13 protein-coding genes and 2 pseudogenes are annotated in these 18,410 nt (G+C 73.9%); 9 read left to right on the top strand and 6 right to left on the bottom strand.

The annotated features are described in order from the left end of the window. Positions 1-392: 392 nt before the first annotated feature. The 3 genes from ACFWMZ_RS01380 to ACFWMZ_RS01370 all read left to right on the top strand — a co-directional run bounded on the left by ACFWMZ_RS01380 (position 393) and on the right by ACFWMZ_RS01370 (position 3,629). Entirely contained in the window at positions 393-1,205 is an 813-nt protein-coding gene (locus ACFWMZ_RS01380; protein ID WP_383178958.1) for a helix-turn-helix domain-containing protein, read from the top strand. Beyond that, positions 1,202-2,071 (top strand): helix-turn-helix domain-containing protein, encoded by an 870-nt coding sequence (locus tag ACFWMZ_RS01375; RefSeq protein ID WP_383199039.1) that lies wholly within the window; start codon positions 1,202-1,204, stop codon positions 2,069-2,071. The genes ACFWMZ_RS01380 and ACFWMZ_RS01375 overlap by 4 nt, the downstream gene beginning before the upstream one ends. A 499-nt stretch (positions 2,072-2,570) precedes the next feature. Continuing rightward, positions 2,571-3,629, top strand: coding sequence for a DUF2690 domain-containing protein (locus ACFWMZ_RS01370; RefSeq protein ID WP_383199037.1), 1,059 nt, complete (start codon positions 2,571-2,573; stop codon positions 3,627-3,629). Positions 3,630-3,716: 87 nt separating this feature from the next. Here the strand turns inward: ACFWMZ_RS01370 and ACFWMZ_RS01365 are convergent, their stop codons facing one another. After that, a complete protein-coding gene (locus ACFWMZ_RS01365; protein WP_383199035.1) occupies positions 3,717-4,337 on the bottom strand; it encodes a hypothetical protein in 621 nt (206 codons plus the stop codon). A 240-nt stretch (positions 4,338-4,577) separates the two neighbouring features. Between ACFWMZ_RS01365 and ACFWMZ_RS01360 the strand changes: the two genes are divergently transcribed. The 6 genes from ACFWMZ_RS01360 (at position 4,578) to ACFWMZ_RS01335 (ending at position 13,711) form a co-directional block, all read left to right on the top strand. Beyond that, the gene (locus ACFWMZ_RS01360; RefSeq protein ID WP_383178969.1) at positions 4,578-5,567 is read left to right on the top strand and encodes a malate dehydrogenase; all 990 of its coding nucleotides are present in this window, start codon (positions 4,578-4,580) and stop codon (positions 5,565-5,567) included. Between the two features lie 843 nt (positions 5,568-6,410). After that, positions 6,411-7,889: an aldehyde dehydrogenase family protein gene (locus tag ACFWMZ_RS01355; RefSeq protein ID WP_383199033.1), complete on the top strand. Its 1,479-nt coding sequence runs from the start codon at positions 6,411-6,413 to the stop codon at positions 7,887-7,889. Positions 7,890-8,093: 204 nt separating this feature from the next. Further along, on the top strand, positions 8,094-9,611 hold the full coding sequence (locus ACFWMZ_RS01350) for a GMC family oxidoreductase (RefSeq protein ID WP_383178975.1): 1,518 nt from the start codon (positions 8,094-8,096) through the stop codon (positions 9,609-9,611). Next, a complete protein-coding gene (locus tag ACFWMZ_RS01345; protein ID WP_383199031.1) occupies positions 9,608-10,741 on the top strand; it encodes a glycine betaine/L-proline ABC transporter ATP-binding protein in 1,134 nt (377 codons plus the stop codon). Before ACFWMZ_RS01350 ends, ACFWMZ_RS01345 begins: the two co-directional genes overlap by 4 nt. Continuing rightward, positions 10,741-12,732, top strand: coding sequence for an ABC transporter permease (locus tag ACFWMZ_RS01340; RefSeq protein ID WP_383199029.1), 1,992 nt, complete (start codon positions 10,741-10,743; stop codon positions 12,730-12,732). Before ACFWMZ_RS01345 ends, ACFWMZ_RS01340 begins: the two co-directional genes overlap by 1 nt. A gap of 1 nt (position 12,733) precedes the next feature. Then, a complete protein-coding gene (locus tag ACFWMZ_RS01335; protein WP_383199027.1) occupies positions 12,734-13,711 on the top strand; it encodes an ABC transporter substrate-binding protein in 978 nt (325 codons plus the stop codon). A 145-nt stretch (positions 13,712-13,856) separates the two neighbouring features. Here the strand turns inward: ACFWMZ_RS01335 and ACFWMZ_RS01330 are convergent, their stop codons facing one another. From ACFWMZ_RS01330 to ACFWMZ_RS01310, 5 genes and pseudogenes are all read right to left on the bottom strand, one after another. Then, the gene (locus tag ACFWMZ_RS01330) at positions 13,857-15,377 is read right to left on the bottom strand and encodes an FG-GAP-like repeat-containing protein (protein ID WP_383199026.1); all 1,521 of its coding nucleotides are present in this window, start codon (positions 15,375-15,377) and stop codon (positions 13,857-13,859) included. 263 nt (positions 15,378-15,640) lie between these two features. Continuing rightward, positions 15,641-15,802, bottom strand: a pseudogene (locus ACFWMZ_RS01325) (M55 family metallopeptidase); the annotation flags it as partial. A gap of 49 nt (positions 15,803-15,851) precedes the next feature. Beyond that, positions 15,852-16,266, bottom strand: a pseudogene (locus ACFWMZ_RS01320) (LacI family DNA-binding transcriptional regulator); the annotation flags it as partial. After that, positions 16,259-17,167, bottom strand: coding sequence for a CPBP family intramembrane glutamic endopeptidase (locus ACFWMZ_RS01315; RefSeq protein WP_383199024.1), 909 nt, complete (start codon positions 17,165-17,167; stop codon positions 16,259-16,261). The gene ACFWMZ_RS01315 and the pseudogene ACFWMZ_RS01320, both read right to left, overlap by 8 nt. Before the next feature lie 229 nt (positions 17,168-17,396). Next, positions 17,397-18,344: an alpha/beta hydrolase family protein gene (locus ACFWMZ_RS01310; RefSeq protein ID WP_383178990.1), complete on the bottom strand. Its 948-nt coding sequence runs from the start codon at positions 18,342-18,344 to the stop codon at positions 17,397-17,399. Positions 18,345-18,410 lie beyond the last annotated feature (66 nt).

The following is an 18,410-nucleotide window of genomic DNA, read 5'->3' as shown; positions in this document are numbered from 1 at the left end:
AATCCCAAGCCCGGCCGGCGCTTGAGGCCGTCTTGGGGCCGCCACGGCCGGGCCGGGCAGACGCCAAAACTCAGCCCGGCCGGCGCTTGAGGCCATCTTGGACCGGCACGGTCAGGGCGGACAGGACGCCAAAGAACAGCCCGGCCGGCGCTTGAGGCCATCTTGGAGCGGGCGGGTGGCTTCGCGTCGCGCGCCGCACGGGCGCCGTACGCGACGTACGTGCCTCCTCGCGCGCTCAGCACGCTCCGGCGCATCCCCGCCGCGGATTCTCCGGATCGGGTGACTTCGGGGCGTATTGCGCCCCGCCGGCGCTTTGGTCCGCAATGCTTCGCCTGGAGGCGGCCGCCGGGGACGGACGACGGCGGGCGGAGCGGGTGACAGGGGCGGCACACATGGCACGTTGGGCGGAACTGCCCGCCGGGCTCGACCGGCGTGAGCGGCAGCTCGTCGTACAACTGCGGCGGCTGAAGGACCACAGCGGGCTCAGCCTCACCGCGCTCGGTGCCCGCACCGGGTACAGCCGGTCGTCGTGGGAGCGGTACCTCAGCGGGCGCGCCCCCGCCCCGCGCGCCGCCGTCATCGGGCTCGCGGAGCTCTGCGGCGTCGACCCGACGCGGCTGCTCGCCCTGCACGAGGTGGCCACCGAGCACCGGGCCGCCGACGGGCACAGCACCGGTACGGCCGTGCCCGGCCCGGAGCTGGGGCCCGCCGGGCGCTCCTCGGCCGCGGAGCACCCCGAGCCGCCGGGCCCGCCGGGCGGGCGGCGGCGTAAGGCGGTGGCCGCCGCCCTCGTCGTCGGCGCGCTGGCGCTCGGCTTCGCCGTGGGGCTGACCACCGGCCTGGTCGCCGGTTCCGGGCCGCCGCCCGCCGCCGGGCCGGGCCCCGCGGACGGCCCCGACCTGGTGCGGCCGGACGGGGAGCGTTGGCGGCACGGGCGGGAGCACCCCTGCGAGGTCCACCGGCGCGGCGGGCTGCTGCGCGCGGGCCACAGCGACGAACGCACCGCCTACCTCGACGTCAACAGCTCCGGCTGGCATGTCGTCGAGGCGCAGTGCCTGCTGCACCACCACGGGTTCGCCCCCGGCACCGTCGACGGCCTGTACGGGCAGGGCTCCGCGGAGGCCGTCCGGCGCTTCCAGGCCGACCGGCGCATCCCGGTGGACGGCGTCGTCGGCCCCGACACCTGGGGGGAGCTGCGCCGATGACCGCCGACCGGACGGCCCCGGAGTGCCGCCGCCTGCTCGGCGAACTGCGCTCCCTGCGCGAGCGGTCCGGGTACAGCCTGGCCAGGCTCGCCGCCGCCACCCCGTACAGCAAGTCGTCCTGGGGCCGGTACCTCTCCGGCGCCCAGCCCGTCCCCAGGGCGGCCGTGGTGGCGCTCTGCCAGGTGGCGGGGGAGCCGCCGGGGCGGATGCTGGCGCTCTGGGAGCTGGCCGACGCCGAGTGGAGCGGCCGTGCTTCGTACACGGCCCCCGCTCCGCCGGAGCCACCCGCGCCACCCGAGCCGCCGGAGGTCCCGGGCGAGCCGGTCGCGGAGTTGGGTGCCGGGCGGCTGCCCCGGCGGCGCCGGGTGTGGTCGGGGCTGGCGGCGGGCGCGGTGCTGGCGGTCGCGGCCGGGGCGGGCGTCGGGGTGAAGGCGTTCGTCGAACGCGCCCCGCACGCCGCCGCCTCCGAGCCCGGCGTGGAGGAGGGCGCGCACGCCCCTCTCGTGCACGGCTGCACCGGGCGGGAGTGCGACGGTCTGCCCCCTGGCGCGATGGGATGCGACCGGGCCGATGCCGTGGTGACCCTCGCCGAGCACCGCACCGACGAGGGGCGCCGCGTCCAGGTGCGGTACGGGCGGCACTGCCGGGCCGTCTGGGCGCGGGCCAGCGGTCTCCAGGCGGGGGACCGGTTCGCGCTACGGCTGCCCGGGGCGCCCGCCCGGACCGCCGGGCCGGTGGACGAGCGGACCGCCGCCGGGTACCAGGCGTCGCTGATGACCGGTGTACCGCAGCCGGGTACGGCGGCCGGGGCGCGGGCCTGCCTGCTGCCGGTGCACGGCGCCGAGGTGTGCGCCCCCGGGCGCTGACCGCCCCCGTGACCGAGCGGTGGGCGTCGGGCCGGAACGGGAGAAGGGCGCCCGTCCTCTCCCCCGTCGGAGGGCGGGCGCCTTGGTACAGACTGGGCGAGGTGCCATGGGCACCTCAAGGCCGGACGGGGCGCTGTCGCACGGAAGTGACCGTTCCGGCACCGTGTTTCCATCCCGCAACGAGCGCCGCGACGGCGTGAAGCATTCCAGTGGGAGACTAGGGCTGTCTTCCCGGCCCGCTCCCTCGTCGGGGCGTGCGTTGCGCGCGGCGGATGCCTCCGTGCACCCCTGCGCCCCGTGACCGGGAACTGGCATCCTTGCCGGACGCATCCTCGGGGTAGGTCGGAACTCGACCGCGCGACCGGCGGCCGCACTTCCGGAGGGACCCGGTCCGGTAGGTGCGTGGGGGAAATAAGGTGGAGCGGCGGCACCGGGGGCGACCGCACACCGCACGGGGAAGCAGCAGCAGGGCAGGTACGGGGGGAATGGGGGGCACGTCATGGCTCGATGGAAACCACTGCCGGAGGAACTCGATCCGCAGGTCCGCGAGTTCGCGGGACAGTTGCGTCGGCTGGTCGACCGCAGCGGACTGAGCGTCGCCGCGGTCTCGGACCGCACCGGGTACAGCAAGACGTCCTGGGAGCGTTATCTCAACGGGCGGCTGCTCGCGCCCAAGCGGGCGATCATCGCCCTGGCCGAGGCGACCGGCACCAACCCGGTCCACCTCACCACCATGTGGGAGCTGGCGGAGCGCGCCTGGAGCCGCTCCGAGATGCGGCACGACATGACCATGGAGGCCATCCGCATCACCCAGGCCCGGGCGGCCCTCGGCGACTTCACCCCGCCGCAGGGCATCGACCTCGGGCACCTCGGACACCGGGCCCCCAAGGCCGGGGCCCGCGCCAAGGTCGACGGCCCGGACGGCGGCGCATCCCGCGCCGGGACGGCGGCGGGCGTCCGCGAGGCCCCGCCGATACCCTCCGTACCGCGCCGGCCCGGGCCGCCCGGAGCCCCGGTCCCGCCCGGGACCCCGCCCGGCGGTGGCCCGTCCGGCGGGAGCGGCAAAGGCAAGGGCAAGCGCCTGCCGTTGATCCTCGCCGGGGCGGCCGCCGCCGTCGCCCTGATCGCCGCGGGCGGCGCGCTCCTCCTCAGCTCCGGCGACGACCCCGCCCCGCCGCCGGCCGCCAAGCCGTCCAAGACGGCCAAGCCGCTGCCGGCGGGCGTCAAGTGCGCGGGCGCCGACTGCACCGGGGAGGACCCGGAGGAGATGGGGTGCGCGGGCGAACAGGCCGTCACCAGCGCCACCGCCACCGTCGGCACCACCGTGGTGGAGATCCGCTACAGCAAGAGCTGCGAGGCCGCCTGGGCCCGCATCACCCAGGCCGCCGTCGGCGACGAGATCGCCATCGACGTCGGCGCCGAGGCCCAGGAGAGCGCCAAGGTCACCACCGCCTTCGACGCCTACACCGCGATGCTCGCCGTCAAGGACCCGGCCGACGCGAAGGCCTGCGCCACGCTGGTCAGCGGGACGACGGGGTGCGCCACGCCCGCACCTTGAGCGGGCGGGGCGGGCCCCGCGTCCACCGGGGCCGGGGTTGGGGGCGGACCGCGGTTCCGGGAGGGACGGCCCCCACGCGTCCTTCCCTCAGACGCTGAAGCGTTCGACGAGCCTCTTCATGGTGTCGAAGGCGGGCTTGGGAGCGTAGTCGTCGGTGGTGAGCCCGAAATGATGGAACAGCCCCGTGCGGGTGCTGTCGGCGTCGCGCAGTGCGAAATGCGTGGAACCGCGCAGGTGGAGTCGCTCCGACCGGGCGGCGATCACCTTCACGACGGCCTCGACGACGTCGGCCTGCCGGTGCGGGGAGCGGTCGGGCCCGGTGGGCCAGCCGTGCTCGGTGATGTGGAGCGGCAGGTCTCCCAGGCCGGCGGGTGCCAGCACCGAGTCACGGTGATGACGTAGCAGTCCCTCGACGGCGTGCGGGAGGTCGGACGCGTCAACGGGCTGGAAGACATCGGGAAAGAAGTCCAGGCCCGCGTAGTCCGGATCGGTGAGGAAGTCCTCGCCCCCGAGCTCGGTCAGATCGCGGGCGAAGGAGGCTGCCGGCCCGAAGAGGGGGGTCGTGTTGAATCCGATCCTCAGGCCGGTGTGCCCGAGTTCGCGTGCGCGCGCCTTGGCGGCGGAGACCCCGCGCACGATCGCCTCGCGCCCCGCCGGGTGGTAGCCGTCAAGCGTCGGGTTGGACGTGACGTTGGGCTCTTCCGCCACCTGCAAGGTGTTCGTGACGGCGCCGAGCGCCCCCGTGCCCACGTGAGACCCGCCACAGCACCCGCAACTGGCGCCACCCCGGGAGCGCGATAGCCTGACCACCGGAACTCTCTTGATACCAAGAGATCGATCATCCAGCGCCGCGCGACCCGGGTGCCGGATGACCGGCCCGGGCCCGGCCCGGTGGGTCCACCGCACCTGGGGCACGCCCCCACCGCCCGCTGTCTAACGGAGATCGCCATGACCCGCACTCCCGTGAATGTCACCGTCACCGGCGCGGCCGGCCAGATCGGCTACGCGCTGCTGTTCCGCATCGCCTCCGGCCACCTGCTCGGCGCGGACGTGCCGGTCCGGCTCCGCCTCCTGGAGATCCCGCAGGGTCTCAAGGCCGCCGAGGGCACCGCCATGGAGCTCGACGACTGCGCCTTCCCGCTGCTCCAGGGCATCGAGATCACCGACGACCCGAACGTCGGCTTCGAGGGCGCCAACGTCGCGCTGCTGGTCGGCGCCCGCCCCCGCACCAAGGGCATGGAGCGCGGTGACCTGCTGGAGGCCAACGGCGGCATCTTCAAGCCGCAGGGCAAGGCCATCAACGACCACGCGGCGGACGACATCAAGGTCCTGGTCGTCGGCAACCCGGCCAACACCAACGCCCTGATCGCCCAGGCCGCCGCCCCGGACGTACCGGCCGAGCGCTTCACCGCGATGACCCGCCTCGACCACAACCGCGCCCTGTCGCAGCTGGCCAAGAAGACCGGCGCGCAGGTCTCGGACATCAAGAAGCTGACGATCTGGGGCAACCACTCGGCGACCCAGTACCCGGACATCTTCCACGCGGAGATCGCGGGCAAGAACGCCGCCGAGGTCGTGGGCGACGAGCAGTGGCTGGCCGACGACTTCATCCCGACCGTCGCCAAGCGCGGCGCGGCCATCATCGAGGCGCGCGGCGCCTCCTCGGCCGCCTCCGCCGCCAACGCCGCCATCGACCACGTCCACACCTGGGTCAACGGCACCGCCGAGGGCAACTGGACCTCCATGGGCATCCCGTCGGACGGCTCGTACGGCGTCCCCGAGGGCCTCATCTCCTCGTTCCCGGTGACCACCAGGAACGGCGGCTACGAGATCGTCCAGGGCCTGGACATCAACGAGTTCTCCCGCGCCCGCATCGACGCCTCGGTGCAGGAGCTGGCCGAGGAGCGCGACGCCGTCCGCGCCCTGGGCCTCATCTGAGCCACCCCCGGCCTTCGGGCCCCCCGTCTCCCGTGACCGCGCGAGCGCACCGACCACGTGGTCACGGTGACCCAGAAGCAGCCTCCGACCGCCCGTGATCCGGGCGGCCGGGGGCTGCTTCGCGTGCGTACGGCACCACCGGCGGGTGGCCGCCGGCGAGACGGGAGGGCGGGGACGGGCCGGGGTGCCCCCGCAGCGGACTGACGTGAGGAGCCAGAACCCACTACTGGCTCCAGCCTCGTCAGTCTGTGAGGAGGTACACCGGTGCGGCCCCGCCCGCGCCACCCCGCGGACAAACCGCGGACCCCCCAGCCTGGCCGGCGCTTGAGGCCAATCAGTGACCGGCACGGTCGAGACGCGGCGCGGCCAACCCCCAGCCCGGCCGGCGTTTGAGGCCATCTTGATCCGGCACGGTGCAGCGGCGCTCAGCCAAATCCCAGCCGGCCCGGCGCTTGAGGCCATTGGTGACCGGCACGGTCGAGCGGACGGAAGGTCAAAGACAGCCCGGCCGGCGGTTGAGGCCATCTCTGACCGGCACGGTCCAGCGGCGCCCAGCCACATCCCAGCCCGGCCGGCGCTTGAGGCCACCGGAAACGGCGCGGGGCCGAAAGGCAACACCCCCCACACTCCGCCACCCCCACGTGACCGACCGTCGCATCCCCTTTGCCTGATTAAGGCGCGGTATGCCATACGGCGCCGGTGAGCCATCCCACGATGCCCCCTGTTCACGGCATGGAATCCACCCCCAGGGGGCAGGTGCACCGGGCTGCCGTGCAGGCCAGCCGCAGCGAACCCCTTGGATCGAAAGGCAAACACGACGTGTCGGCAGAACAGACCATTTACGTGGACGGAACGTGGCGCGCAGCCGCGTCGGGGGCCGTCCGGGAGATCATCGACCCGGCGGACGCCCAGCCGTTCACGGTGGTCGCCGAGGGCGGCGCCGAGGACGCGGACGCCGCCATCGCCGCCGCCCGCCGCGCCTTCGACCACGGCCCCTGGCCGCGCACACCGGTCGCCGAGCGGGCCGCGCTGCTCCGCCGCGTCGCCGACCTGCTGGTCCGCGACCGCGAGGAGATCGGCCTGCTGGAGAGCCGCGACGCGGGCAAGACCGTCGAGGAGGGCCGCGTCGACGTCGACTGCGTCGCCGACGCCTTCCGCTACTTCGCCGACCTCGTCGTCGGCGAGGGCGCGGGCCGCGTGGTCGACGCCGGGACCGACGAGGTGCACAGCGTCGTCGTGCACGAGCCGGTCGGCGTCTGCGGCCTCATCACGCCGTGGAACTATCCGCTGCTCCAGGCCAGTTGGAAGGTGGCCCCGGCCCTCGCCGCGGGCAACACCTTCGTCATCAAGCCCAGTGAGGTCACCCCGCTCAGCACCGTCGCCCTGATCCGCCTGCTCGCCGAGGCCGGCCTGCCCGAGGGCGTCGCCAACCTGGTGACCGGCCCCGGCCACACCGTCGGTGCCCGCTTCGGCGACCATGACGACGTCGACCTGGTCTCCTTCACCGGCGGGCTGGTCAGCGGCACCAAGGTCGCCCAGGCCGCGGCCGTCTCCGTCAAGAAGGTCGCCCTCGAACTCGGCGGCAAGAATCCCAACGTGGTCTTCGCCGACGCCTGCGCCACCGACGAGGACTTCGACACCGCCGTCGACCAGGCCCTCAACGCCGCCTTCATCCACAGCGGCCAGGTCTGCTCCGCCGGTTCGCGCCTGATCATCGAGGAGTCGGCGCGCGAGCGCTTCGTCACCGAACTGACCCGCCGCGCCGGGCTCATCCGCCTCGGCCGGGGCACCGAGGACGGCGTCGAGTGCGGCCCCCTCGTCTCCCAGACCCAGCTGGAGAAGACCCAGGCGTACGTGGCCTCCGCGCTTCAGGAGGGCGCCGTGCTGCGCACCGGCGGCAAGCAGCCCGAGCCCAGCGACGTCCGCCCGGCCACCGGCTACTTCTACGAGCCGACCGTCCTCGACGGCTGCCACCGCGAGATGCGCGTCGTCCGCGAGGAGGTCTTCGGCCCGGTCCTCACCGTGGAGACCTTCCGCACCGAGGACGAGGCCGTCGCGCTGGCCAACGACACCGAGTACGGCCTCGCCGGAGCCGTCTGGACCACCGACGCGGGCCGTGCCCGCCGGGTCGCCGCCCGGCTGCGCCACGGCACCGTCTGGATCAACGACTTCCACCCCTACCTGCCGCAGGCCGAATGGGGCGGCTTCGGCAAGTCCGGCACCGGCCGCGAACTCGGCCCCGCCGGACTCGCCGAGTACCGCGAGACCAAGCACGTCTACCAGAACCTCGCCCCCAAGCCGGTGCGCTGGTTCGCGGGCTGATCCCGGTCCCACGATTCGTCCGGCCGCCGGGACCTGACCCCGGCGGCCGGACCCGGGCCCCACGGCCCGCCGGACGCCCCGCCCCACCCGGGACGCCCGCCCCGACGTAGAGCCACGACCGCAAGTCCCGCAGCACGCAGGCGGCCGCACCAGGCGGCGACGCCCCACCACGCGCAGCACCTTGCAGGTGAAGGAGGAGCAACCATGCCCACGTACGACTACGTCGTCATCGGCGGCGGCACCGCAGGATCGGTGATCGCCTCCCGGCTGACCGAGAACCCGGACACCACCGTCGCGATCATCGAGGGCGGCCCCTCCGACATCGACCGGCCCGACGTACTCACCCTCCGCCGCTGGATGGGCCTGCTCGGCGGCGACCTCGACTACGACTACCCCACCACCGAGCAGCCACGCGGCAACAGCCACATCCGGCACAGCCGCGCCAAGGTCCTCGGCGGCTGCTCCTCGCACAACACCCTCATCGCCTTCAAGCCGCTCCCCTCCGACTGGGACGAGTGGGAGACCGCCGGCGCCGAGGGGTGGGGCGCCGTGCAGATGGAGGCGTACTTCGCGCGGCTGAAGAACAACATCGTGGCGGTGGACGAGAAGGACCGGAACGCCATCGCGCGGGACTTCGTCGACGCCGCGCAGGGCGCGCTCGGCGTGCCGCACGTCGACGGGTTCAACGAGAAGCCGTTCAACGAGGGCGTCGGCTTCTTCGATTTGGCCTACCACCCGGAGAACAACAAGCGCTCCTCCGCCTCGGTGGCGTACCTGCATCCGTATCTGGACCGCTCCAACCTCCACATCATGCTGGAGACCTGGGCGTACGAGCTGGCCTTCGACGGCGACCGCGCCACCGGCGTGCACGTCCGCACCAAGGACGGCGAGGAGATCCTGGTCGAGGCCGGCCGCGAGGTGCTGCTCTGCGCCGGTGCCGTCGACTCGCCGCGGCTGCTGATGCACTCCGGCATCGGCCCCCGCGCCGACCTGGAGAAGCTCGGCATCACGGTCCGCCACGACCTGCCGGGCGTCGGCGAGAACCTGCTCGACCACCCGGAGTCGGTCATCGTCTGGGAGACCGACGGGCCCATACCCGAGAACTCGGCGATGGACAGCGACGCCGGGCTCTTCGTCCGCCGCGACCCCAAGGGACGCGGCCCGGACCTGATGTTCCACTTCTACCAGATCCCCTTCACCGACAACCCGGAGCGCCTGGGCTACGAACGCCCCGAGCACGGCGTGTCGATGACCCCCAACATCCCCAAGCCGCACAGCCGCGGCCGCCTCTACCTGACCAGCGCCGACCCCGAGGTCAAGCCGGCCCTCGACTTCCGGTACTTCACCGACGAGGACGACTACGACGCCCAGACCCTGGTCGACGGCATCAAGATCGCCCGGCGCATCGCCCGCACCGAACCGCTGGCCGGCTGGCTCAAGCGCGAGGTCGCCCCCGGCCCCGGGATCACCGACGACGAAGCGCTCAGCGAGTACGCCCGCAAGGTCGCGCACACCGTCTACCACCCCGCCGGAACCTGCCGGATGGGCGCCGAGGACGACGAACTCGCCGTGGTCACCCCGGAACTGAAGATCCGCGGCCTGCACAACATCCGCGTCGCCGACGCCTCCGTCTTCCCGACGATGCCGGCGGTCAACCCGATGATCGGAGTCCTCATGGTCGGAGAGAAGTGCGCAGAGATGCTCGGCGGTGACGCCCGATGAGCGTCGCCACCACTCCCAGTACGCCGCCGGGCCAGGACGCCCCCGCCGCGACGGACACCCCCGTCTTCTCCGTCGAGAACCTCTGGAAGGTCTTCGGCCCGAAAGCCGAGCGGGTCCCCGCCGACCCGGCGCTCGCCGCCCTCGACCCCGTCGAGCTGCGCGCCGCCACCGGCTGCACCGCCGCCGTCCACGACGTCAGCTTCGACGTCCGCCAGGGCGAGGTCTTCGTCGTCATGGGCCTCTCCGGCTCCGGCAAGTCCACCCTGGTCCGCTGCCTGACCAGGCTCATCGAACCCACCGCGGGCAAGCTCACCATGGACGGCGAGGACGTCCGCGCCATGGACAAGAACCGGCTGCGCGAACTGCGCCGCCGCCGCGCCGCGATGGTCTTCCAGCACTTCGGCCTGCTGCCGCACCGCACCGTCCTGGACAACGTCGCCTACGGCCTGGAGATCCAGGGCGTCCCGCGCGCCGAACGCCGCGCCAAGGCCGCCGAGACCGCCGCCCTGGTCGGTCTCGAAGGGCTGGAGGGCCGCCGCCCCGGCCAGCTCTCCGGCGGCCAGCAGCAGCGCGTCGGCCTCGCCCGCGCTCTCGCCGTCGACCCCGAAGTCCTCCTCTTCGACGAGCCGTTCAGCGCCCTGGACCCGCTGATCCGGCGTGACATGCAGGAGGAGGTCAAGCGGCTCCACCGGGAGGAGGGCCGCACCATGGTCTTCATCACCCACGACCTCTCCGAGGCGCTGCGCCTCGGAGACCGCATCGCGCTCATGCGCGACGGCCGCGTCGTCCAGCTCGGCACCCCCGAGGAGATCGTCGGCTCGCCCGCCGACGACTACGTCCGTGACTTCGTCCGCGACGTGCCGCGCGAACAGGTCCTCACCGTGCGCACCGCGATGCGCCCCGCCACCGGCGACGAGGCCGGGCAGGGCCCCGCCCTCGCCCCCGGCGCCACCGTCTCCCAGGCCATCGAGGCCGTCGCCCGCACCGGCGAGACCGCCCGCGTCGTGGACAACGGCCGCTGCCTCGGCGTCGTCGACCACCACCGGCTCCTCGGCGTGGTCGCGGGCGCGGACCCCGGCCCCGCCGGCCCCGCCGGTCCGGCCGTGAAGGCGGGGGAGGCGGTCGTCTGATGGCCGCCACCACCGCCCCCACCGCGAGCGCCGCCCCGCCGGGCAGTACCGGCGCCGGGCTCCGCGGCCTCGTCCGCCGGCACCCGGCCCTCACCAAGCTGCTGGCCCTCGCGGTCCTCGCCGCCGTCCTGGTGCCGCTCGCCCACGCCCGCTGGGCGTCGGGCAGCTGGCCCGACGCGCTCACCGTCGACGTCTCCGGACCGCTCGGCTCCGCCAGCGACTGGATCATCGACAACCGCGACAGCCACCCGCTGTTCCTCTACTTCTTCGGCCACGTCTCAGGCGCTGTCGTCCTCTCCGTACGCGCCGTCTACCTGGTGCTGCTCGCGGCCGGCTGGGCCGGGGTCACCGTGGCCGCCGGGCTGATCGCCTGGCGCGTCGCCGGGGTGCGCCTCGCCGCCGGTACCGCCGTCGCCTTCCTGCTCTGCGGCGTCCTCGGCATGTGGGTGCCGACCATGCAGACCCTCGCCCTGATGATCGTCGCGGTCCTCGCCTCGGTGGTCCTCGGCGCCCTGCTCGGCCTCGCGGCGGGCCTCTGGGACCGGGTCTTCCGGCTGCTGCGGCCGGTCCTGGACACCATGCAGGTCCTCCCGGCCTTCGCCTACCTGCTCCCCGTCGTCCTGATCTTCGGCATCGGCGTCCCCGCCGCCGTCCTCGCCACCGTCGTCTACGCCGCCCCGCCCATGGCCCGGCTCACCGCGCTCGGCCTGCGCGGCGCCGACGCGGGCGTCATGGAGGCCGTCACCTCGCTCGGCACCACGGCCCGGCAGCGGCTCTTCACCGCCCGGCTGCCGCTGGCCCGCAAGGAACTCCTCCTCGGCGTCAACCAGACGATCATGCTGGCCCTGTCGATGGCCGTGATCGCCTCCGTCATCGGCGCCGGCGGCCTCGGTGACCGCGTCTACCAGGCGCTCGCCTCCGTCGACGTGGGCGCCGCGCTCGCCGCGGGCATCCCCATCGTGCTGCTCGCCGTCGTCCTCGACCGCACCACCGCCGCCGCGGGCCGCCGCATCGGCGCCGGGGAAGCCCCCGCGGGCGGCCTGACCCCGGCCGTCGGCTGGGCCGTGGCCGCCGTCGCCGCCCTCGCCGTGGCGCTCGGCACCCGGTTCGCCTCCGCCCTGGAGTGGCCCACCAGCTGGACCTACGGCATCGCCGGACCGGTCAACAAGGCCGTCGACTGGATGACCGACCACCTCTACTCCGGGGTGCCCTTCATCGGCGGCACCGCCGACTGGGCCGGGCACTTCACCACCTGGGTCCTCGACCCGGTCCGCGACGGCCTCCAGTGGCTGCCCTGGTGGGGCCTGCTGCTGATCGTCGCCGCCCTCGCCTGGCTCATCGGCACCTGGCGCACCGCGTTCACCGCCACCCTCGCGATGGCCGCGATCGGCGTCCTCGGCGTCTGGGCGCCGTCGCTCGACACCCTCTCCCAGGTCCTCGCCGCCGTCGCCGTCACCCTCGTGCTCGGCTTCGCCACCGGCATCGCCGCCGCCCGCTCCAACCGGGTCGAATCGGCGCTCAGGCCCGTCCTGGACGTCTTCCAGACGATGCCGCAGTTCGTGTACCTGATCCCGGTCGTCGCCCTCTTCGGCGTCGGCCGCGCCCCGGCGGTCGCCGCCGCGGTGGTCTACGCGCTGCCCGCCGTCGTCCGCATCACCACGCAGGGGCTGCGCGGCGTCGACGCCGGAGCGCTGGAGTCGGCCCGCTCGCTCGGCGCCACCAGCGGCCAGCAGATCCGCCAGGTCCAGCTGCCGCTGGCCCGCTCCTCGCTGCTGCTCGCCGTCAACCAGGGCGTCGTCCTGGTCCTCGCCGTCGTCATCATCGGCGGCCTGGTCGGCGGTGGCGCGCTCGGCTACGACGTGGTGTTCGGCCTCGCCCAGGGCGACCTCGCCGTCGGGCTCGTCGCCGGTACCGCGATCGTCTGCCTCGGCCTGATGCTCGACCGCGTCACCCAGCCCACCGAACGCCGCACCACGACGAAGGGGGCCTGACATGAGGCCGATCCCATCGCGCCGGGCCGCCCGCACCGCCGCCGCCCTCACCGCGAGCGGCGCCCTGCTCGCCGTGGCCGGCTGCGGCGCCGCCGACATGACCCAGCAGGCGTCGCCGTACGCCAACGCCGGGGACGGCAAGTCGGTGACCCTCTCCCTCCAGTCCTGGGTCGGCGCCCAGGCCAACGTCGCCGTCGCCCAGTACCTCCTGGAGCAGGAGCTCGGCTACCGCGTCGACACCGTGCAGATCGACGAGGTCCCGGCCTGGGACGCGCTCAGCCAGGGGCGGGTCGACGCCATCCTGGAGGACTGGGGGCACCCGGAGGAGGAGAAGCGGTACGTCGACGACAAGAAGACGATCACCGCCGCCGGGGACGTCGGCGTCACCGGCCACATCGGCTGGTTCGTCCCGACGTACTTCGCGAAGAAGCACCCGGACGTCACCCACTGGAAGAACCTCAACAAGTACGCCGACCAGCTCCGCACCCCCGAGAGCGGCGGCGAGGGCCAGCTGATGGACGGCTCGCCGTCCTACGTCACCAACGACAAGGCCCTGGTGAAGAACCTCGGCCTGGACTACCAGGTCGTCTTCGCCGGCTCCGAGGCCGCGCAGATCACCCAGATCAAGCAGTTCGCCAAGGAGAAGAAGCCCTTCCTGACCTACTGGTACCAGCCCCAGTGGCTCTTCGAGAAGGTGCCGATGACGGAGGTGGAGCTGCCCGCGTACGAGGAGGGCTGTGACGCCGACCCCGACAAGGTCGCCTGCGCCTACCCCGAGACCCCGCTCCAGAAGTACCTGAACACGGACTTCGCGGAGAACGGCGGCGAGGCCGCGGAGTTCCTGAAGAACTTCGAGTGGACCACCGAGGACCAGAACCAGGTCTCCCTGTGGATCGCCGACCAGAAGATGGACCCGCAGGAGGCCGCCGAGAAGTGGGTCGAGGCCAACGAGTCGACCTGGAAGGCCTGGCTGCCGTAACGGGGCCGCCTTCCCCCACTCGTACCGGAGCGCCCCGGCGGATCACCCGCCGGGGCGCTCCGGCGCGTACGCCCCGGACCCCCCCGCCCTTGATCGTCTTTCGGAGTCGGGGAAGAGCGCCCCTCAGCCACTCGGCGGCGAGCGGTCAGCGCAGGAAGCTGCCGAACCGCGCCTTCGTGACAGGACCGTCCACGTGGCCCGGACCGAACGCGGAGCCACCCTCCACGGTCAGCCCCTCACCCGTGCCGCGCAGCGCCCACACCGCGCCCGCCGCCTCGTTCTCCTCGGCCGAGGAGGCGACCAGGTCCCGGTGGCCGTCGCCATCGGTGTCGAGCAGGGCGCAGGCCGCGCCGAAGGCGTCGCCGCTCTCGGCCACACCGGGCACCCCGGCGGTGTTCTGGTGCAGGACCTGGCTGCCCTCACCGGTCACCCCGGTGGCCGAGCCGTGCAGCAGGGCGACGGAACCGGCGTCCTTCAGCCCGCTGAAGTCCTCGCCGCTGATCCCGAGCGCGATCTCGGCCCGCCCGTCACCGGTCACGTCGGCCACCGCCACGCAGGAGCCGAGCCGGTCGCCCTTCTCCTGGGCGCCGTAGAAGCCGGGCAGGCTCTGGTCGAAGGAGTCCTCGCGGCCCGAGAGACCCGAGGCCGAGCCGTAGGCGACGGTGACCTTGGCGGTGGCGGCGCCGCTGCCGGTCACCACGTCGTCGTAACCGTCGCCGTCCACGTCGCCGATGTCGACGGCCGCGTCGTCGCCGCTGCTGCCGATCGGGCCGGCCTCACTGACGTCACGGAAGCCGGTGGCGCTGCCGGTGAACAGGTGGTGGGCCCAGACGCCGTCGCCCTCGTAGAGCCAGGTGACGAGGTCGTCCGAGCCGTCGCCGTCGACGTCGCCGACGGCCTTCGGCTGGACGGGGCCGCCGACGGAGGCCGGGCCGTCCACGCACGAGTCGTCGTCGGCACAGGCCGGGCCGTCGCTGCCGTACCCCCACCACTCGGACCGGTCGAGGAAGTCCAGCTGCTTCGCCGGGGCGCCGTCGCGGGCCAGCGGGCCCTTGAGGAGGCGGGCCTCCTGGGTGACCGGGTCGTCGCCCTCGACTTCGGCGGCGCCGAAGAGCGCCAGGTCCGCCTGGCCGTCGCCGTCGAAGTCGCCCACCTGCGGGGCCTGTCCGAAGTCGGAGACGGCAGTGCCGCCGGTCAGCCCCTTGGGCGAGCCCCACAGGACGACGGCGCCCGGGGTGGCGGTGGCCGAGCCGACCACCAGGTCGCTGTAGCCGTCGCCGTCCAGGTCGCCCTTGGCGAAGGCCTCCCCGAACCGCTGCTTGGCCGTGGCCGTGCCCGGCACCCCCGCGGTCGACCGGCTCACCACCGCGCCGGGGGCGGGCGCGAGGCCCTTCTCGGAGCCGTAGGTCACCGCGACGTACCCGGCACCGGCCTTGCCGGAGACCGTGCCGCCCGGAGCGCCGGTGACGAGGTCCGCGTAACCGTCGCCATTGAAGTCGTCCACGGCCGCGGCTTCACCCTTGTCCGCCGCCACCGCCGTCCCTGGGGCCAGCACGGCCGCGCTCAGCCCGCCGGAGACGAGCAGCGCCGCCGCCAGCGGGACCGCGGCTCTGCCGGACCGCCCGCGCCGGGTCGTAAGGGTGTCGGGGCGTCGCATCCAGGCCATGCCGTCTTCCTTCGTTCGCCGGTCAAGTACACCTGGTACGACGCCGACCCCCCGGGCAGGGTTGTACTCCTCGCGCTCAGCCCTCGCGTCCCGGCAGCTCCCGGGTACGCCCCAGCCAGCCGAGCCAGTCCGCCGACGGGCGGGCGGCGCGCTCGCAGCTCTGCCAGTCGACGGCGAGGAGGCCGAACACCGGCCGGTACGAGCCCCATCCGTAGGTGTCCAGGGCGCTCCGGGCGAGGTACCCCCGCGACGCGCAGCCCGTCCTCGGCGTCGGGCTCGGCGTCGAGGACGCCGGCGACGGCGGCGTTGGCCTCGGCCGTCATCAGCGCGCGTCCGCGCCCGTAGTCGTGACGCTCCGGGTTGGTCTCGCTGGGATGCACGATCCCCGAGACGCCCTCCATGTCGACCGAGACCAGTATCTTCATGGCCCGGAGCGTACGGGCCGCCCCCACCCGGCGCTTCGCCGTGCTCGCCCTACGCCTGGTGCCCGCAGCCGCAACTGGCGCGGCGGACCACCTCGACCGGCAGCACCCGCGACTCCGGCTCGCCGCCCCGGTCCTCGGCCAGGCGGCGGACCAGCAGCTCGACCGCCTCCTCGCCGAGCCGGCGCACCGGCTGCCGGACGGTGGTCAGCGCGGGCCGCACCATGCGGCCCAGCGGAATGCCGTCGAACCCGGTGACCGCGAGATCCTCCGGTACCCGCAGACCCCGGCGGGCGAGGGCGTGCAGGGCGGCCCACGGCCATCCGGTCGTTGGCGAAGAGCACGCCCTGCGGCAGCCCGCCCGGGCCCGCCCGGTCCACCAGCTCCCGCTCCGCCCGCGCGCCTCCGGCCTGCGTCATCGACTGGGGCGACTGCCGGGGAGTCCGGGGCGGACACCCCTTAGTGCGCCTCAACGGTGTCCTGCGCGGGGCGGACCGGCACCTCGGCCGGTGTGTCCGTGCCGGGTGCGGCCGTCCGGCGGCCGGTGAGCAGGAGCAGGGCGATGAGGATGATCTGGCAGCCCGTGATCAAGGCCTGGGTCGCGGGGGTGGTCACGTTCAGCAGGACCATCGTGGTGTTGACGGCGAAGTGCACGGCGATCGAGGCGAGGATGCCGGCTCGCTCGTAGGCGCAGGTGACCAGCATGGCCATGGGGATGTTGCCGACGGCGAAGAGCACGCCGCCCGGGGTGGTGAGGCCCAGGTGGTTCTGGACGGTGCCCTCGATGAAGAAGAGCGGCATGTGCCACACGGCCCAGACGACACCGAGCACCAGAGCGATCTGGAAGCGGCCCATCGTGGCGCGCAGCCGGGGGTAGGCGGTACCGCGCCAGCCCGGTTCCTCGGAGAGCGGACCGGAGATGACCATGCTCACCAGGAACGCCGCGGGGCCGCCCATCCCCTTCATCACGCCCTGCGCGTCCGACCAGCTCAGCGCGGTGTCCCCGGCCGCCTGCCCGATCACCGCGGCGAACAGGACGGCTCCCGAGGCGGCGACCATGAGCAGCGGCGCCTGGAGCAGGGCGGCCGGGCGGAACCGGACCGCGTGTGCCGGGACCGGCTCACCCCGCCGCTTGCGCCGGATACGGATCACCAGGGCACCTGCCAGCGGGCCGAAGGCGCCGAGCAGGAAGGGGACGTACGTGGGGGCGTCCGGGGTCGCCGGTCCGCCGAGGCCGATCGCGGTGCCCCAGCAGGCCCAGCTCACACCGAAAGTGATGATCATGAAGAGCGTCAGGTCGGCGCTGCGGCGATCGGGGCCCGCGGGGTCAGCGGGGTTCGCGGGCACAGTGGTGTCTGATGTGGACATGCCAAGGCGTCCTTCGTCGTGGGCTGTTCGGAGTCGTGGAACGTCGTGCGCGTGGGGTGCCTGTGGGGCTCGCCTCAGGGTGTTGCGCCGTCGTCGACGGGCGGGGGCAGCCCTCTTGGGGTGCGTGGCCCGGGGCGTCGCACCTGGGGGCGAGCGTCATGCCGGTCGTGGTGTGCGTACGGTCCGGGCGGGGTGTGCGCCCGGACCCGGAGCGCAGGGTGACGGGAGATCAGGAGGTGGCGGACCGGCTCTCGGCGGGCGTCTCCCGAGTGGCCGTGGCCAGGTGGCGGGTGAGCCATTCGGCGACGAGGTCGAGCAGGCCGGGGTCGACCGGCTCGCGTAGCAGGCGGCGGTAGGAGTTCAGGGCGGGGCGCCCGAAGTCGCGCCGCAGGACGTGGGTGAGGTCGTCGACGCGATGGGTCTCCGCGCCGCCGGGGACCAGCCGGGCGATCTCCTTCAGGGCGTCCGGGTCGACCTGGAGGTCCTTGTCGCCGGTGACGGCGAGGACCGGGGCGGCGATGACGGCGAGGTCGTCCCGGGTGTCATGGACGAGCATCTCCCGCAGCCAGCGTGCGTTGACCTTGGCTCCGGCCACGCGCGCCACATCCGTCCGGGTCTTCTTCACCCGGGCGAGGATCCGGCTGCCCAGTCCCGCCAGCGGCCGGTGCAGCAGCCGGACGGGAGCGGGCATGCTCCCGACGATCGAGCGTCCCTGCCGGCGGAAGGCGTCCTCGCCCAGGCCGGCGAAGCCGGCCAGCAGCACCACCGCCCGCACGTCCGTCCGGGCCGCCAGCGCCATGGCGTGCAGCGCGCCCTCGCTGTGACCGATCACGCCGATCGCGTCCGCGTGGATGTCGGCCCTGCCCGCCAGGGCGCGCACGGCCGCGGTCGCGTCCCGCCGGTTGTCGGTGAAGCCGGCGGCCCGCCAGTCGCCCGGGGTGGCGCCGCTGCCGCGACGGTCGTAGCGCAGGGTGGCGATCCCGCGCGCCGCGAGGGCCTCGGCCACCGGCCGGGCCAGGTTCACCGGGAGCTTCGGAGTGTTGCCGTCGCGGTCCAGCGGGCCGGAGCCGTGCAGCAGCAGGACGGCCGGGTGCGGGCCGGGGCCGACGGGCAGCGTCAGGCTGCCGGCCAGCGGGGTCCCGTCGTCCGCGGTGACCGTCATGTCGATGTCGGGCAAGGCTCCGCCTCTTTCGTTTCAGGCGCCACTGCGGACGCCGTTGCGAACGCCAACCGTTCTCAACTG

The organism is Streptomyces sp. NPDC058373, from assembly GCF_042723275.1.
In the GTDB taxonomy this organism is placed as follows: domain Bacteria; phylum Actinomycetota; class Actinomycetes; order Streptomycetales; family Streptomycetaceae; genus Streptomyces.
Note: the sequence above shows the minus strand (reverse complement) of the source record. Positions and strands in the feature narration are given on the sequence as shown.

Coding starts and splice junctions, on each gene's coding strand:
- ACFWMZ_RS01380 (WP_383178958.1), top strand. CDS start 393: ATGGCACGTTGGGCGGAACTGCCCGCCGGGCTCGACCGGCGTGAGCGG.
- ACFWMZ_RS01375 (WP_383199039.1), top strand. CDS start 1,202: ATGACCGCCGACCGGACGGCCCCGGAGTGCCGCCGCCTGCTCGGCGAA.
- ACFWMZ_RS01370 (WP_383199037.1), top strand. CDS start 2,571: ATGGCTCGATGGAAACCACTGCCGGAGGAACTCGATCCGCAGGTCCGC.
- ACFWMZ_RS01360 (WP_383178969.1), top strand. CDS start 4,578: ATGACCCGCACTCCCGTGAATGTCACCGTCACCGGCGCGGCCGGCCAG.
- ACFWMZ_RS01350 (WP_383178975.1), top strand. CDS start 8,094: ATGCCCACGTACGACTACGTCGTCATCGGCGGCGGCACCGCAGGATCG.
- ACFWMZ_RS01345 (WP_383199031.1), top strand. CDS start 9,608: ATGAGCGTCGCCACCACTCCCAGTACGCCGCCGGGCCAGGACGCCCCC.
- ACFWMZ_RS01340 (WP_383199029.1), top strand. CDS start 10,741: ATGGCCGCCACCACCGCCCCCACCGCGAGCGCCGCCCCGCCGGGCAGT.
- ACFWMZ_RS01335 (WP_383199027.1), top strand. CDS start 12,734: ATGAGGCCGATCCCATCGCGCCGGGCCGCCCGCACCGCCGCCGCCCTC.
- ACFWMZ_RS01330 (WP_383199026.1), bottom strand. CDS start 15,377: ATGGCCTGGATGCGACGCCCCGACACCCTTACGACCCGGCGCGGGCGG.
- ACFWMZ_RS01315 (WP_383199024.1), bottom strand. CDS start 17,167: ATGTCCACATCAGACACCACTGTGCCCGCGAACCCCGCTGACCCCGCG.